The 15,780-nt window shown below is 60.5% G+C and carries 15 protein-coding genes; 4 read left to right on the forward strand and 11 right to left on the reverse strand.

The features are described 5' to 3' along the window. Positions 1–2 precede the first annotated feature (2 nt). The 5 genes from ACYQ6M_RS25745 to ACYQ6M_RS25765 form a co-directional block, all read right to left on the reverse strand. A complete protein-coding gene (locus ACYQ6M_RS25745; RefSeq protein ID WP_460076361.1) occupies positions 3–332 on the reverse strand; it encodes a hypothetical protein in 330 nt (109 codons plus the stop codon). Next, on the reverse strand, positions 322–843 hold the full coding sequence (locus ACYQ6M_RS25750; RefSeq protein ID WP_460076363.1) for an O-acetyl-ADP-ribose deacetylase: 522 nt from the start codon (positions 841–843) through the stop codon (positions 322–324). The genes ACYQ6M_RS25745 and ACYQ6M_RS25750 overlap by 11 nt, the downstream gene beginning before the upstream one ends. Further along, a complete protein-coding gene (locus ACYQ6M_RS25755) occupies positions 840–1,265 on the reverse strand; it encodes an ASCH domain-containing protein (protein WP_023002915.1) in 426 nt (141 codons plus the stop codon). The genes ACYQ6M_RS25750 and ACYQ6M_RS25755 overlap by 4 nt, the downstream gene beginning before the upstream one ends. Positions 1,266–1,269: 4 nt before the next feature. Next, positions 1,270–2,877 carry a carboxyl transferase domain-containing protein gene (locus tag ACYQ6M_RS25760; protein ID WP_460076365.1) on the reverse strand — a complete coding sequence of 536 codons (1,608 nt, stop codon included), beginning with the start codon at positions 2,875–2,877 and terminating at the stop codon, positions 1,270–1,272. Between the two features lie 75 nt (positions 2,878–2,952). Further along, complete coding sequence (locus ACYQ6M_RS25765) at positions 2,953–3,594, reverse strand: TetR/AcrR family transcriptional regulator (protein WP_460076367.1); 642 nt, start codon at positions 3,592–3,594, stop codon at positions 2,953–2,955. A 222-nt stretch (positions 3,595–3,816) separates the two neighbouring features. Between ACYQ6M_RS25765 and ppk2 the strand changes: the two genes are divergently transcribed. After that, positions 3,817–4,725: a polyphosphate kinase 2 gene (ppk2, locus tag ACYQ6M_RS25770; protein ID WP_055659675.1), complete on the forward strand. Its 909-nt coding sequence runs from the start codon at positions 3,817–3,819 to the stop codon at positions 4,723–4,725. A 263-nt stretch (positions 4,726–4,988) separates the two neighbouring features. Beyond that, positions 4,989–5,996 (forward strand): Gfo/Idh/MocA family protein, encoded by a 1,008-nt coding sequence (locus tag ACYQ6M_RS25775; RefSeq protein ID WP_460076369.1) that lies wholly within the window; start codon positions 4,989–4,991, stop codon positions 5,994–5,996. A 133-nt stretch (positions 5,997–6,129) separates the two neighbouring features. Here ACYQ6M_RS25775 and ACYQ6M_RS25780 read toward each other — a convergent pair whose 3' ends face one another. After that, positions 6,130–6,969: an MBL fold metallo-hydrolase gene (locus tag ACYQ6M_RS25780; RefSeq protein WP_460076370.1), complete on the reverse strand. Its 840-nt coding sequence runs from the start codon at positions 6,967–6,969 to the stop codon at positions 6,130–6,132. 96 nt (positions 6,970–7,065) lie between these two features. On the opposite strand from ACYQ6M_RS25780, the gene ACYQ6M_RS25785 reads away from it, so the two are divergent. Together ACYQ6M_RS25785 and ACYQ6M_RS25790 are read left to right on the forward strand one after the other, a co-directional pair. Then, positions 7,066–7,995 carry a GlxA family transcriptional regulator gene (locus ACYQ6M_RS25785; protein ID WP_209171066.1) on the forward strand — a complete coding sequence of 310 codons (930 nt, stop codon included), beginning with the start codon at positions 7,066–7,068 and terminating at the stop codon, positions 7,993–7,995. A 109-nt stretch (positions 7,996–8,104) separates the two neighbouring features. Beyond that, positions 8,105–8,929, forward strand: a complete 825-nt coding sequence (locus ACYQ6M_RS25790; protein WP_460076372.1) for a hypothetical protein — start codon at positions 8,105–8,107, stop codon at positions 8,927–8,929. An 86-nt stretch (positions 8,930–9,015) separates the two neighbouring features. Here ACYQ6M_RS25790 and ACYQ6M_RS25795 read toward each other — a convergent pair whose 3' ends face one another. The 5 genes from ACYQ6M_RS25795 to ACYQ6M_RS25815 form a co-directional block, all read right to left on the reverse strand. Next, on the reverse strand, positions 9,016–9,855 hold the full coding sequence (locus ACYQ6M_RS25795; protein ID WP_082809655.1) for an inositol monophosphatase family protein: 840 nt from the start codon (positions 9,853–9,855) through the stop codon (positions 9,016–9,018). A gap of 1 nt (position 9,856) precedes the next feature. Further along, on the reverse strand, positions 9,857–10,918 hold the full coding sequence (locus tag ACYQ6M_RS25800; RefSeq protein WP_152505372.1) for an ABC transporter ATP-binding protein: 1,062 nt from the start codon (positions 10,916–10,918) through the stop codon (positions 9,857–9,859). After that, positions 10,915–13,146 (reverse strand): ABC transporter permease, encoded by a 2,232-nt coding sequence (locus ACYQ6M_RS25805; RefSeq protein WP_297845067.1) that lies wholly within the window; start codon positions 13,144–13,146, stop codon positions 10,915–10,917. Before ACYQ6M_RS25805 ends, ACYQ6M_RS25800 begins: the two co-directional genes overlap by 4 nt. A 237-nt stretch (positions 13,147–13,383) precedes the next feature. Further along, positions 13,384–14,412 carry an ABC transporter substrate-binding protein gene (locus ACYQ6M_RS25810; RefSeq protein WP_031270233.1) on the reverse strand — a complete coding sequence of 343 codons (1,029 nt, stop codon included), beginning with the start codon at positions 14,410–14,412 and terminating at the stop codon, positions 13,384–13,386. Positions 14,413–14,609: 197 nt separating this feature from the next. Then, positions 14,610–15,650 carry an ABC transporter substrate-binding protein gene (locus ACYQ6M_RS25815; protein ID WP_460076375.1) on the reverse strand — a complete coding sequence of 347 codons (1,041 nt, stop codon included), beginning with the start codon at positions 15,648–15,650 and terminating at the stop codon, positions 14,610–14,612. Positions 15,651–15,780: the final 130 nt, after the last annotated feature.

Below are 15,780 nucleotides of genomic sequence, written 5' to 3' on the forward strand. Positions count from 1 at the left end.
TCTCAGTTCTCCTCCCAGGGAGTGACTAGTGCGCCGGGGGTATCGGCAGTTCGGTCCGGAGCAAGATCCGGCATATGTTGTATGGGCAGCTCGCTGAACACCGTGATGGAGTTCCGGCTCCCGTCGGCAAGGAGCGCGCTTCGTCCGGTTGCCAGCACGCTCACCTTCAGGCCGCCGACGGAGAGGGTGTCGCCCTTGTCGATATTGCCTTCGTCGAGCGCAACCAGGATGGCCGTCAGGGGCTGCGTCAGCAGTATGTCGGGATGCTGGTCACGGAACGCTGCTTCGATATCCGGGCCGCATTCCACCATCGAGCGGACTTCACCCTTCATGAGGTTTCCTCCCGAGTGCTGCCAGAAGATGGGCATGGCTTGCCTCGTCGAAGGCAACCAGTGTGACGGTTTCGATTTCCGGCAGGTCCTCCAGAACCCGTTTGACAGTTTCCACCGCGACCGACGCGGCGCTGCCGGCCGGATAGCCGTAAATGCCGGTGGAAATGGCCGGGAAGGCTATGCTTCTGCAGCCGGTTTCTGCCGCAAGACGCAGGCTGGTTTCATAACAGGAGGCAAGAAGGTCCGCTTCGCCCAACGTGCCGCCTTTCCAGACGGGGCCGACCGTGTGGATGACGTGGCGGGCGGGCAGGCGGTAGCCACTGGTGATCTTTGCGTTGCCTGTTTCACAGCCGTTAAGCGTCCTGCATTCGGCCAGGAGCTCCGGACCTGCCGCACGGTGGATCGCCCCGTCGACACCACCGCCGCCGAGCAGCGATGAGTTGGCCGCGTTGACGATGGCATCCACGTCGAGCCGGGTGATGTCGCCGATGTGTGTCTCGATCCTGCTCACGGCTTGAGCTCCGGCTGCAGATCTTCAACAACCTTGAAGCGTTCGCAGACAAGGTCCATTTCCGGGTCAAATCCGCCGTTGCGTTCAAAGAAGACCTGATGGTCCCTGCGCCAGCCGGCGAGGTCATCGTTCTCGCCTTCCGCCAGGGCGAAGTCTTCCCCGACATCGCAGAAGCGCACGACGGACACTTCCAGTGTTTCGATCACCAGCGCGGGGGTGTCGTCCCAGTTCAGTGCAATGTCCCGCCGTCCATGAACGGGCAGGACCTCACCACCGTCCTCATAGCTCTGCAAGGCACCGCATGTGGCGGTTTTCCTGCCGGCGCGGACAAGGGCGATGAGCTGGGCACACAGGTCCGCATTGTCGCCGAACTTGAAGGTTTCGGCGCCGGGGTATCTTGCTTTCAGCTCGTCGATGGACATCGGATCACATCCTGAAGAGACCGAAGCGGGTGTCTTCGATCGGGGCGTTGAGGGCTGCCGACAGGGAAAGGCCCAGAATGTCCCGGGTCTTGCGCGGGTCGACAATGCCATCGTCCCAGAGCCGGGCAGTCGCGTAAAGCGGGTGACCCTGCTGTTCGAACTGATCGATGATCGGTTGCTTGAAGGTTTTTTCCTCATCCGCCGACCAGCTGCCACCCTTGCGCTCGATACCGTCGCGGCGGACGGTGGCAAGCACGCCGGCGGCCTGTTCGCCGCCCATGACCGAAATGCGGGAATTGGGCCAGGTCCACAGGAAGCGCGGCGAATAGGCCCGGCCGCACATGCCGTAGTTGCCGGCACCGAAGGAGCCGCCCACCAGCATGGTGATCTTCGGGACCGAGGTGGTGGCGACCGCCGTCACCAGCTTGGCACCGTCCTTGGCAATGCCGCCGCTTTCATATTTGCGGCCGACCATGAAGCCGGTGATGTTCTGCAGGAACACCAGCGGAACCTTGCGCTGGGAGCAGAGCTCGACGAAGTGGGCCCCTTTCACCGCACTTTCGGAAAACAGAACGCCGTTGTTGGCGATAATGCCGACCGGCATGCCATGGATATGGGCGAAGCCGCAGACCAGTGTGGTGCCGTACCGGGCCTTGAATTCATCGAAGCGCGATCCGTCGACGGTGCGGGCGATCACTTCGCGGATGTCGTAGGGCGTTTTCAGATCGGCCGGAACGACACCGAGGATTTCGTCCGGATCGTAGAGCGGGTCTTCCGGGGTCTGCAGCGCGACGGATGGGGTCTTGGTGCGGTTGAGGCTGGCGATGGCGCGGCGGGCGAGCGCCAGTGCGTGGGCATCGTCGCGGGCAAGATGATCGGCAACGCCGGACAGGCGCGTGTGAACATCGCCGCCGCCGAGATCTTCCGCCGTGACTTCCTCGCCGGTGGCGGCCTTTACCAGCGGCGGGCCGGCCAGGAAGATGGTGCCCTGGTTCTTGACGATGATGGTTTCGTCCGACATGGCCGGCACATAAGCGCCGCCCGCGGTGCAGGAGCCCATGACGACCGCGATCTGGGCGATGCCTTTTGCCGACATGTTGGCCTGGTTGAAGAAGATGCGGCCAAAGTGGTCGCGGTCCGGGAAGACCTCGTCCTGGTTGGGCAGGTTGGCGCCGCCGCTGTCGACCAGATAGATACAGGGTAGATTGTTTTCCGAGGCAATTTCCTGGGCGCGCAGGTGTTTCTTGACCGACATCGGATAATAGGTGCCACCTTTGACGGTCGCGTCATTGGCGAGGATCATCACCTCGCGGCCTTCAACCCGGCCGATGCCCGCGATCATGCCGGCTGCGGGAGCCGCGCCCTCATACATCTCGTGGGCGGCCAGCATGCCGACTTCCAGGAAGGGGGAGCCGGGATCGAGCAGGCGGGAGACTCGTTCGCGCGGCAGGATCTTGCCGCGGGACACATGACGCTGTCGGGCGGTCTCGCCACCACCGTCCAGGGCTGTCTGGGCTGCTGCCTTGACGGTGTCCATGGCCGCTTCGTGGGCAGCGCGGTTTGCTGCAAACTGTTCGCTTCTCGGCGATAGGCTCGATTTCAGGATGCTCATGTCACCCGGTCTCCCTTGGATCAACCTTGTGGACGGTCGATTGAGTTCAGTTGCTTGCTCCCCACGCGTCCGGTTTCACGCCTGAGGGGCCGGAATGTCCCGGTTCTCCGGCGCAACGGCCTTGCGCGCCAGGTCCAGGTAAATCTCTTCGATATCCAGTTTCGACAGGCGGCCGCCTTGGCGGTACCAGCTCGGAATGCCAGTCAGCATGGCGATGATCGCGCGGGTGGCGACCCTCGGTTCGCGGACGCTGTAGCGGCCTGCCGCGGAGCCGGTTTCCAGAATACCCGTCAGGATGCCCTCGTAGCGACGGCGCTCCGCTTCGACGATGTCGAAGTTGTCCGGTTCGAGATTGCGCAGTTCCATGTAGGAAATGAACACCTCGTCCGCCCGTTCCAGGTGATAGCGGATGTGAAAGCGGACAAAACGCTCCAGCGGGTCCATGTCAGCCGGAAAAGCCGCTTCGTCCCAGGCAGCAAGGAGTTCGCCCATGTGGGCGAGCATCAGGTCCTTCAGGATGTCCTGCTTGGTCGGAAAATGGTTGTAGAGCGCGCCTGGCTGAACGCCGACATCGGCGGCGATTTCGCGCATGGAGACAGCGGCATAACCGTTGGCGGCAAAGCGTTTCAGGGCTGCCGTGCGCACACGTGCGGCAGTCTCCTGGCCTTTCGCGCCCGTCCTGGATCGGCTTTGCGGTCTTGCGGCTGCACTTGCCATCTTGTTTCTCCCTATTGCAAAAAATAAATGAACGTTCGTTCATTTGCAAGGGTAATTTGAGTGCGAAAGCGTTGCTGCTAGAAAGAATGACAGGGGAACAGGCGCGACTGTCAAAAAACTTTCATGGATAACCTGTTCACAGTCCTTGGGCATTCTGCGTCCGGTTGAATGCGCTGACGAACCTGGGCGTACCTCCGGGATGTATTTCAAAGGAACCGATTGATGACCGAAGAAAGTGCAAAAACCTGGGTTGAAGCGGAATGGGCAGACAGCCTGGACGAAGAGCTGGAGATGGAGATCGACGATTTTCTCGTCGCCAAGGATCTCGCCTTCATCTCCGCGAAGAAGCACAAGTCGACCATCGACCGGAACACCTATTTCCATGAGTTGCTGCGTCTGCAGGCCGAACTGGTGAAGCTGCAGGACTGGGTGCAGCATACCGGTGAGAAGATCGTGATCATCTTCGAGGGGCGCGACGCTGCCGGCAAGGGCGGGGTCATCAAGCGCATCGCGCAAAGGCTCAATCCGCGTGTCGCCCGTGTGGTTGCGCTGCCGGCACCAACCGACCGTGAAAAGACCCAGTGGTACTTCCAGCGCTACGTGCCGCATCTGCCAGCCGCCGGAGAAATGGTGCTGTTCGACCGCTCCTGGTACAACCGCTCCGGCGTCGAGCGCGTCATGGGCTTTGCCAGTGATAGCCAGGTGGAGGAGTTCTTCCACGATGTGCCGGAATTCGAACGCATGATCGTGCGCTCCGGCGTGCGGCTGATCAAATACTGGTTCTCCATTACGGATGAAGAACAGCAGCTGCGCTTCCTGATGCGCATCCACGATCCGCTGAAGCAGTGGAAACTGTCACCGATGGACCTGGAATCCCGCGTGCGCTGGGAGGATTACACCAAGGCCAAGGAAGAAACCTTCGAGCGGACCAATATTCCCGAAGCACCCTGGTTCATCGTGGAAGGCAACGACAAGAAGCAGGCGCGCCTCAACTGCATCAGCCACCTCCTGTCGATGATCCCTTACGAAGATATCCCGCACGACCCGATCAAGCTGCCGGAACGGGTCTACAATTCCGATTATGAGCGCAAGGTCCTGCCGGAACATCTCTACGTGCCGGAAAAATTCTGAGCGGGGACAATGCTCCCTTCACGGGCGCGGCGCTGCTGTGTGAAATCGCGGTGAAAGACCTTCGATAGTCTCCCCGGATCTCCGCTACGCTTGTCCGGGGGGCGAGTTTGTGTGAATGCTGTCCGCGTCCAGCCGATGAGGCCGGTTTCAAATCAGCTTTTCACTAGCGAGCAGGCCTTTCTCCGGCCTTTCTGCCCTTGCGGAGTTAAATCGTTTTATGTCATCTGGCGTGCGTACCTCAAAATCATGGGAAGGATGCCGGCATGACGGAAAAGACTATCAGGTGGGGGATCGTTTCGACCGCGAAAATCGGTCTTGATAAGGTCATTCCGGGCATCCAGCGGTCGAAGACCGGCACCGCCTATGCGATTGCTTCGCGAAATCTCGACCGGGCAAAGGAAGCAGCGAAGGGTCTCGGCATCGAGAAGGCCTACGGATCATACGAGGAGCTGCTCGCAGATCCGGAGATCGACGCGATCTACAATCCGCTGCCCAACCACATGCATGTGCCCGTGACGATCCAGGCGGTGAACGCGGGCAAGCACGTGCTTTGCGAAAAGCCGGTCGCGCTGAATGCCGAAGAGGCAAAGCAGCTTCTGGACCTGCCGAAGGACAAGCTGGTTGCCGAAGGCTTCATGGTTCGGGCCCACCCGCAGTGGATCAAGGCGCGCGAGATTGTGCGGTCCGGCGATCTGGGGGAGCTGAAAGCGATCCAGACCTTCTTCAGCTACTACAACGATGACCCGGGCAACATCCGCAACAAGGCGGATATCGGCGGGGGTGCGCTGCTCGACATCGGTTGCTACACGATGCTGGCCGGCCGGTATTTCTTCGATGCCGAACCTCAGCGGGTCGTTTCGCTGATCGACCGGGATCCCGCCTTCGGCACCGACCGCATGACCAGTGCCCTGCTCGACTTCGGCGATAACCGGCATCTCAACTTCACCGTCTCGACCCAGCTGACGCCTTATCAGCGCATTCATCTGGTCGGTACGAAGAAGCGGCTGGAAATCGTCATCCCGTTCAACGCGCCGCAGGGCGAAGCTGTTCAGATCCGGCTTGACGACGGTTCGCTGCTCGGCGATGCGGCGATGCAGTCGGATATCATCGCGCCTTGCGATCAATATGCCGAACTGGCGGACGTGTTTGGCCGGGCGATCACCGGTGAAGCGCCACTGCCTTATGGCGCGGAAGATGCCGTCCAGAACATGAAGATCCTCGACGCTATCTTCGCGTCGGCCGAAAAGGATGGCTGGGTCAGCATCGGTTAAGCCGTTCGCACACCCTGCCTCCCGCAGTGCCAGGTCCCGGCCTCGAGCCGGGACTTGTTTTTTGAGAAGACCGCGGCGGAAAGGCCTGCGCAACCACGAAAGGACTTGGCGTGGTTGAAAAGTCGCCTTGTGTTCAAATCTCCACAAAAGCGAAACCGTTGTCGCGTGTTTCCAGATATCCGAACCTGTCGGTAGACAGGTGGGTCGCGGCAAAGGGAATCCTGTCTGCCGACAGCCTGTCGAACAGAGCCCTTCTTGTTTTCACGGCCAGATCCGGGTCACTGTCGAGCGCATAGCGGACGTCCGGATTGGTAAATTGCAGCGCATCCGACACCACGACATCCGCGAGCAGAATGGCTTCCTTGTTGCCTGAAGAAAGGTGCAAGGCCTGATGGCCAGGGGTGTGGCCGGGCGCTGAGAGCAGGGTGATGCCATCGCCAATGTCGGCATCGCCACGATGAAGCCGCAGCTGATTGCCGACCGGTTTCGCAAGCGCCTGAATGAGACCCACCAGTGGCCGTTTGTCTTCCGGCACGGAGGTCAGCAGGGCTGCGTCGGTCCAGAAGTCCCACTCGGCGGCCTGAACGTGGATCTCTGCATTCGGGAAGAGACTGCTGCCGTTCAGTGACAGTCCGCCGATATGATCGGCATGCATGTGGGTAATGACGATATCGGTCACCGCTGCGCGCTCTTCGGTCTTTTCCGGAGCCTGCCATGTCAGCGTGCCGCTGGCCGGAAATCGTTCCTTCAGATATTCGCCCGATCCGGTGTCGACCAGGATCTTGCGGGTGCCGGTCTCAATCAACCAGGTATTGGCGCCAAAGCGTGTGCTCGGGCTGACGGCGTCCTGTTCGGTCTGTGTCACGTTGGAAAAATAGGCTGCGGGAATGTCGAGATAGCCGTCCGACAGGGCCGTGACGGTCAGGTTGCCTCGTGCAAGACGGGATGCAGATTTATCGAGAGTGCCGAGCATAGGGGTCTCCATGTGTTTGTACTTTGGAGAAACCTAGCTTCGAGCATCTTTCGGGGCGATTGGCGCAAATGACAAAGAATGTGCTAAATCAGCCAAATGGATCAATCGCTGTCGATCGCCATTCTCGCTTATCCGGGTTCCTTGAAATCCGCTGTCTACGGGCTCCAGGATATTCTGGGCCATGCGGCGCGGATCAGCGATACCGGGATGAAACTGGATCTGTTGGAAGATTTTTCTGCGGCAGTGGACCGATATGACGCGGTAGTCCTGCCGCCCTCGGCAGGAACTGTCCGTCTGGAAGAGGTTCCGGCTCTTCCTGCTTTTCTCCAGCATTTGCACGGTCGCGGCGCTGTTGTCTGTTCGGCCTGTACCGGGCTGACATTCGTTGCGGCGGCCGGTCTGGCGGAGGGGCGCAAGGTTACGACCCATTGGGGACTGGAACAGCGTTTGTCAGCAACCTATCCGGACCTCAGGCTCGATACGGACAGGCTGCTGATCGAATATTCCGATCTGATCACGGCCGGAGGCCTCATGGCCTGGGTCGATCTTGCGCTGGCGCTCATCGAGCGGTTTCTGGGGTACCCGGTGGCCGTTGCCACGGCGCGGCATTTCATTGTCGACTTTCGCCGCCGCGACCAGCGCCGGTTCAGGCGCTTCCTGCCTGAACTTCGGCACGGCGATGCTTCCATCTTGAAAGTGCAGCATTTCCTGGAAACCCGGTCGGGTGACGACGTGAGCGTTGCCGATATGGTGCGCACCAGCGGGCTGCCGGCGCGGACCTTTCAAAGGCGCTTCAAGCTGGCAACGGGACTTGCCCCGAAACAGTATCTCCAGGAGCTTCGCATTGAACGTGCGAGGGATCTCCTGATCGAAACGGATCGGCCCGTCTCGGATATCTGCTTTGCCGTCGGCTACAACGACCCGCCATCCTTCGTTCGCCTGTTTTCACGCCTTTCCGGTCTGACACCGGGCGCGTTCCGCGAACAGTATCGACGGCAGTCAGATATGGCAGGGCAATCGGCTTGATCGACCCTCTTGTTGGTGCGACCTTTCCCGCTGCCGGCGAGCGCATACGAATATGAGAGAGGGCCACGCGATAGGTATCTACGCAAGAACTTTGAGACTTCTGGCCGTGGTGAGCCCCTGCCTTCTCGCGGGAGGCGCCGCTGCGGACACGTTGCCTTCTCCCGTCACGGGTGCGGTCGAGTTCGGCGGTCTCCAGATGAAGCTGTCAGACGGCGACGGTCAAAGACGTTTGATCTTGGCAAACGGTGACCGTCTGCCTTTTCCGAAAGGTGGCAACATCGTTCTGGCTGTCGATCGGGTCCTGGTCTTTGATGCAGAGGGAAACACCGCCGGCAGTTTTCTTCATGACGGTCGGATTTCTTCTGAATTGCTGCAGCGGATGGCCGTTCTGGAGAGCTTTTCCGCAATAGGTGCAAACCAGACACGTGAAGACGCTGCGCAGCATCTTGCTGCCTTTGGTCTGCCTCGGACGTCTGCAGAACTGCTGGCGGCAATAAACCGGGATGTGCCGGAGTTTGCCCGCGCCAGCGGAGAAGAGTGTGGCGGCAATTGCGATTGGGCCGCGCTCAACGCTATCGAGCGTATTTCAGAAGACCTGGAACGCAAGGATGTCCGTATCTTCGAAAACGCCACTCGCTATCTTGTCGGCTTCGGGCCGCCGGAAGTAGAGGCGAAGCCTGATTACATGATAGCTGCAAACCCCGCTGCGCCGCTTTACCTGTCTGCGGACAAGACGGCTGCGGCGACGGATGCACTCGGCCTGAAGTTCTTGCTGCTGAATGCGGACGAGCAAACGGACAGCCCCGGGCGCCGGGCCATCTGCGTTCCGCTTTCAGGCTGTGGTTGGGCGGAAATCGAAGTTCTAACAGAGGTTCGCCCGGAATGGCTCGAGTTTGAAAAATCGACCGGAAAATTGCGGCGCGTGATGTTTTGAGGTCGTTCAAAAGGTCCTGAATGAAAAGAAGGCGTACCTCTTCCGAGACACGCCTTTGGAGATGTTTGCAGGATTTCCCTGAAACGTCAGCTTTTCAGGAAACGCTCGCACTCCGTTGCCAGAGCCGACAGATCGTCAAACGTTCCCGGACCGGCCGCGAGAACCGGACCACCGTCCAGGATGGCATCCCCCGCCACCGGGAAGGGGCGGTAGCTGCCGCCGGCTTCGGCGACCAGGCAATAGCCGGCAAGGCAATCCCAGGCATGCATGGACGGTTCGTAGAAACCGGCGAGCCTGCCCGCGGCCACGGAGGCCAGCATCTGCGCGCCCGATCCGGTGCGGATGTAGTTGCCGCCACGCGCCATCAGACCGGCGATAAGCGCGCCAATCATTTCCGCTGGCACGGCGTGGTTGGCGCCGATCCCGGTCAGGCTGTTTTGCAGGGTTCTGGATGAATCAAGCCGGAGGGGTTCGCCGTTAAGTGTTGCGCCGCCGCCCTTGACGGCTGCGAAGCTCTCGTCGTCGCAAGGCACGCGGATAACACCCATGACCAGATCCGTGCCGTTGAGAAGGGCGATGGAAACACACCAGCTCGGCAGACCGTGAACGAAGGCGGAGGTGCCGTCGATCGGATCAACCACCCAGGTGAACCCGCTGCTGCCCTGTTCGACGCCGTGTTCCTCACCCAGGATGCCGTCTTCGGGAAACGAGGTGTGCAGCCTGTCGCGGATGAGGGTTTCAACGTTCTTGTCAGCGATCGAAACGACATCCTGCAGGCCGCCCTTGATCTCTATGGTGAGGTCCTTGCGCCGCCGAAAATAGTCCAGTGCCAGGGAACCGGCTTCTTCGGCGATTTCCCGAGCTGCGGCGAACCTTGCTGTCAGCGCATCGGTCGATGGGGACATGTCTTCAGTAACCAGTGTCATCTCATGCCTCGATCAGGGCGAGGCCGCGGTTGCGGAAGCCGAGGGAAACGGCTGTGTGGGGGGCAAATGACCTTTCGACCGAATGATCGATGACGAAGAAGTTTCCGACCTGGGTCTCGATCTCGTATTCGACATGATCGCCGAGATAGGCCGCGGTCAGGATCTCTCCGCCAAGGCCGGAAGCGCCTTCCGGGTTCAGGACGACCGAGCCGGGCCGTACCGCCAGCTTGGCCTTGCCGTTGGCGGTCTGGCGGGCGCGCAGTCGGTGCTGCAGGCCACCGACATCAATCAGTGTTTCGTCGCCTTCACGCCCGACGACTTCGCAGGTGACGACATTCGCCTCGCCCATGAAGTCTGCGATGAACTCTGAAACAGGTTCTTCGTAGAGTTCGCGCGGAGCGCCCTCCTGGGCGATCTTGCCGTCTTTCATGACCACGATCCGGTCGGACACCGCAAGGGCTTCGTCCTGGTCGTGGGTGACGTAGACGGCGGTGAAACCGAGCCGCTGCTGCAGCTCGCGGATTTCCGTCCTGACGCGCCGGCGCAGCCGGGCATCAAGGTTGGACAGGGGTTCGTCCAGCAGAAGCACCTGTGGGTTCAGCACCAGAGCACGAGCGACCGCGACGCGCTGCTGCTGACCACCGGAAAGCTCTGCCGGCAGGCGGTGACCCATGCCGCCAAGACCGACCTGGGCAAGGCCTTCTTCCGCCCGCTCGCGCGCCTCGCGTTTTTTGTATCCGGAGGATTCCAGGCCGTAGGCAACATTGTCGAGCGCGTTCATGTGCGGGAAGAGCGCATAGGACTGGAACACCATGGAGACGTCGCGTTCATGTGCCGGAACCATGGTGACGTCCCGTCCGCCGATCAGGATCCTGCCCGCGCTCGGGTGTTCGAGACCTGCCAGCATGCGCAAGGTGGTCGTCTTGCCGCAGCCTGAGGGGCCGAGCAGGGTCACCAGAGTGCCGGGTTCGATGGTGATCGACAGGTCCGGAATGGCGGTGAAGGTGCCGAAGTCCTTGCGGACGTTTTCAAAAACGACGGAGCCGGGTTTGAGGTCAGTCATGCAGTTTTCTCCTGCGCGATACGGATTTTATTGGATTTGGCCATGCCGGAGACGCGGTTTTCCCGGCGCAGGCGGCGTTCGCCGACCAGCAGCTGGAAGCCCGCAATGACCGTGATCATCACGAAGATCAGCATGGAGGAATAGGCGATGGCGATGCCGTATTCGCCGTTTTCGACGAGGCCGACGATGTAGGAGGTCGCCATGTTGTATTCCGCGCTGACCAGGAAGATGACCGCACTGATGGATGTGATTGCCCGGACGAAGGAATAGACCAGCGCGGCGGTGATGGCCGGCCGCAACAGCGGCAGGATCACCTTGCGCAGGGTCCGGGCGCTGTTGGCCCGAAGCGTCAGCGAAGCTTCGTCCAGGCTCTTGTCGAGCTGGCTCATGGCGGCAATGCCGCCGCGCACGCCAACGGGCATGTTCCGGAAGACGAAGCAGGCAACCAGGATCAGGGCAGAGCCGGTCATCTCGATGGGCGGCAGGTTGAAGGCCATGATGTAGCTGATGCCGATGACGGTGCCGGGAATGGCGAAGCTCATCATGAGGGCAAATTCGAAGGCGTTCTTGCCGGCGAATTTCTGCCGCACGATGATATAGGCCGTCAGCAGGCCGACTGCCGCCGTCAGGGGCGCGGAGATCAGGGCGATTTCCATGGTCGTCCAGAAGGAGTTCCAGGCAACGCCGGTCCACACGAGAGCACCATCCTGGAAGGAGACCGAGAAAGCCCTGGCGTAGTGTTCCAGCGTCAGGGAATTGTCGAGACCCCAGGTCTTCACGAAGCCGCCGAACAGGATCATGCCGTAGACGACGATGGTGAAGCCCATCCAGGGAAGAACAATGCCATAGACGGTGACGGAGAGGCTCTTCGGCAGGCCCGCATGGGCACCGCTGTCGCCCTTGCCGGTGACGGTTGCGAAGTTCTTGCCTGACAGCCACAGACGCTGTGCAAGGAAGGCGGTCAGTGTGAAGCTGAGCAGGATGATCGCGAGCACGGCGGCACGGGACGGGTCGACCTGCGAGCCGACGACGGCAAAGAAGATCTCGGTCGAGAGCACGCCATGACTGCCGCCGAGCACCAGCGGATTGCCGAAATCGGCCATGCTTTCGATGAAGCCGATCAGGAAAGCGTTGGCAAGGCCGGGTTTCATCAACGGCAGAGAGACGCGCCAGAACGTGCGCCAGCGGTCGGCCCGCAGCGTTTGCGAGGCTTCTTCCATCGATGGGCTGACACCTTCGACAACACCGATCAGGACGAGGAATGAGATTGGCGTGAAGGACAGGACCTGAGCAATCCAGATGCCTGTCAGCCCGTAGAGCCAACGGCTTGGTTCGATGCCGAACAGCGTGTCGAGTGCTTCGGTAACGACGCCGGAGCGGCCGAACAACAAGGTGAGCGCCAGGCCGATCACGAAGGGCGGGGTGATGATCGGCAGGACGGTCAGAAGCCGCAGGCCCTTCTTGAAGGGAAAGCGCGTGCGTGTGGCGACCAGTGCGAAGGCGAGGCCGAGAATGGTCGAGCCGAGGCCGGTCATCACCGCGAGGAACAGCGTGCGCCATGCGACGCCGCAGCGATTGCCGCCGATGACACAATCAAGGCTCCAGATCGCGGGATCCTGCATGTTGCGGATGAAGCCGTCCGGCTTGAAGGAGCCGTCGAAATCCTGCACCGAACCGGCGAACATCGAGCCAATGGGATAGAAGATGAACACCGTCACCAGGAAGATCAGGATGGAGATCGATCCGACGACAAAGGCATCGCCCTTCATGAAGCCCCGTTCTGCAAGGCCGAAGGCGATGAAAAGGACGAAGATCAGCGAGGTGAGGATGGCACCTGCCCCCATGGCGGGCTGGCCAAGCGGCAAGGCTCCGAAGGCGGTTTCGGGAAAGGTCCAGGCCCAGCCGGTGAAGCTGATCGCAAGGCCCTGAAGCGCCATGTACAGAATGCCGATGGTGCCGGTGACGACGAGCAATCGGCCGCGCTTGTTGGCGTCCGCCATGAAGCGCGCGCTGCCGCCGATCAGGAAGAGGGCCAGTGCCAGCACAAGCCACACGCGACCTTCCGCGAAGATCTGCAGAAGACCGGGCGCGAGATCGGATGAGAACGGAAAGTCCGATGGCCACTCAAAGGAAAAGAAGCCGCGTTCGACCCTGTACCAGGGTACGATCAGAAAGGCGCCGATCCCCAGCCCGAGTAGAGCGTTCAGCCGTTTGTTGCCACTCAGCATGGCCACCCCTGTATTTATGGTTTTTCAATAATGGTCGTGCCCCGCCTCATGCCTATTGCGATGCGCTGGCGAAGCCGGCCGGAAGTGCGGACGTGCCGCGGCACTGCCGTTGAAGTGTCAGATGCTTGTGGCGGCAGCTTTCAGCGAACGTACGTCCGCCTTGCTGCGCAGTCTGTCCGGGCGAAGCCCGCACCCGGCTTTTAGGCAGCCGTGTGCGGACTTCTTCGGGTGTTGGGGTCAGTTGGCGATGGCGCCAATCTCACGGTCCCAACGCTCCAGGAGGCTCTTGCGGGTATCCGGGTTGCCGTAGGTGGTGAAGTCGTAGTCGATCAGCTTGATGTCTTCGAACTTCGGTGCTTCCGGCGGAACTTCGGCAGCCTTGTTGGACGGCAGCTGGAAGGACTTTGCCTCTTTCATGCGGGACTGAACTTCCGGGGACAGGGCCCAGTCGTACCAGACCTTCGCATTGTCGAGGTTGCGGGCACCCTTGACGATGGACATGGAGCCGATTTCATAACCGGTACCTTCGCACGGTGCGATTGCCTTGACCGGGAAGCCGGAAGCAGCCTGTGCAATGGCGTCATGCATGAAGACGATACCGAGGCCGGTTTCGCCGCGGGCAGCGGCCTTCACCGGTGCAGAACCCGACTTGGTGTACTGGGACACGTTGTTGTTGAGTTCCTTCAGATAGTCGAAGGCCTCGTCTTCGCCCATGATCTGAACCAGGGAAGCAAGCGCTGTATAGGCGGTGCCGGAAGAATTCGGGTTGGCGACCTGGATTTCAGCTTTCAGCTCAGGTTTCAGGAGGTCTGCCCAGCAGGCGGGTTCGGCAAGGCCCTTGTCCTTGAAGATTTCGGTGTTGTAACCCCAGCCGAGAGCACCGGCATAAACGCCAACGGTCTTGAAGCCGGAGCTTTCCGCCTGCTTCTGAGCCCACTCATGAAGGTCTGCGAGCTTTTCCGACTTGTATTCCTGGGTCAGGTTTTCAGAAGCTGCCTGAAGATGCGGGTCGCCGGTGCCGCCCCACCAGATATCGGTCTTCGGATTGCGGGATTCGGCTCGGATCTTTGCGTAGCTTTCGCCTGACGACAGGCGCACCATGTTGACCTTGATGTCATGCTTGGCTTCGAAGTCGCCCTGCAGCTGTTCACAGATCACGACATCCGCCGAACAAATGACATTGAGGTCGCCCGCTGCCATGGCCGGAGCAACCGAGTAGGTTGCTGCCGTTGCAAGCAGTGCGACGGAAAGTGATTTCAAAGACATGGTTTCCTCCACTTTTGGCTTTCAGCCTGTTACCTGCCCGGACGGGCAGGCGTTTGTTTCAGCCCGGGGGCTGATGTGTTGACCGGCATGAGGCAAAGCTTGCCCGTTCGGATCCGCCTCCACGGGTCCGTTGCCGGTCGAATTTCAAATGACGAACTCCGGATTTTCCTTCGCTGGCGAAGGGGCAATCTCGTCCTTTACTGGATGGCTACAGGGGTTGCCGTCTGCAGCACCTCCTTGTCGAAACGGTCGAGCAGTCTTCGCCTCTGGTCAGGTGAACCGAAGGTGGCGAAGTCGTAGTCGACCATGCGAATGAGTGAAATATCGGGGGCTGCCGGTGGCAGCGACGCTTTCGCGTTTGCGGGTATCTGATTCTGTCCTGAGGCCGCGCAGGTTTCCTGTCCTTCCGGGCTCAGCGCAAAATCGACGAACAGGCGGGCAGCCTCGGGGTTCCTGGCGCCCTTGACGATGCTGACGGCGCCGATCTCGTAGCCGGTGCCTTCGCAAGGAGCGACGATGACCATGGGCGCGCCGGCAAGTTTCTGCGTCACCGCGTCGTGGATGAAGGAGATGCCGATGCCTGTCTCACCACGGGCGGCTGCCTGAACCGGTGCTGCGCCCGAAGTGGTGAACCTGTCGATGTTTTTCGCAAGCGCCGCCAGATATTCGAAAGCCTCGTCTTCCCCCAGCAGCTGAACGAGCGTTGCCAGCATCGTATAGGCGGTTCCCGAGGAATTCGGATTGGGCATCTGAACAAGGCCCTTGTACCGCGGTGCGGTCAGGTCTTTCCAGCAGGACGGAGCGGCAACGCCATGCTCAGCCAGAAAGTCGGAATTGTAGCCAAACCCGAGTGCGCCTGCATAAATGCCTGCCGCCTTGCCGCCTGACATCAGAAAGAAATTCTGCGCCCAGGGCAGCGTGTCCTCGAAGTTTTTCGGCTGGTAGGGTTCAAGCAGGTCTTCGCCTGCTGCTTGCAAGTGGGTGTCACCGGTGCCGCCCCACCAAACGTCGATCTTTGGTGCGGCGCGCTCGGCCCGGACCCTGTCGAGGATCTCGCCGGTGCTTCTGCGTTCCATGGAAACATCAAGGCCGGTCTTTTCCTCGAAGACAGCCTCCATCATCTGGCACCACTCGACCTGCACGGCACACAGGACATTCAGGTCCTGCGCCGAAGCAGCGTTGAGCGACAGCGACAGCCATACGGCCGCACCCGCTCCGAGTGACGCGATGAATTTCATGTTTCCTCCCAGTCCGGAACCAGGCCCCGGACAGCTATTACCATGGCAGAAGAGGCAGTGTTCGCAACAGGAGATTGGTTACTGTTGTTTCGCTGGTAAAAGAAAAGAGTTACAAATATTACAAGCCTTA

This window comes from Roseibium sp. ROS1 (assembly GCF_054658215.1).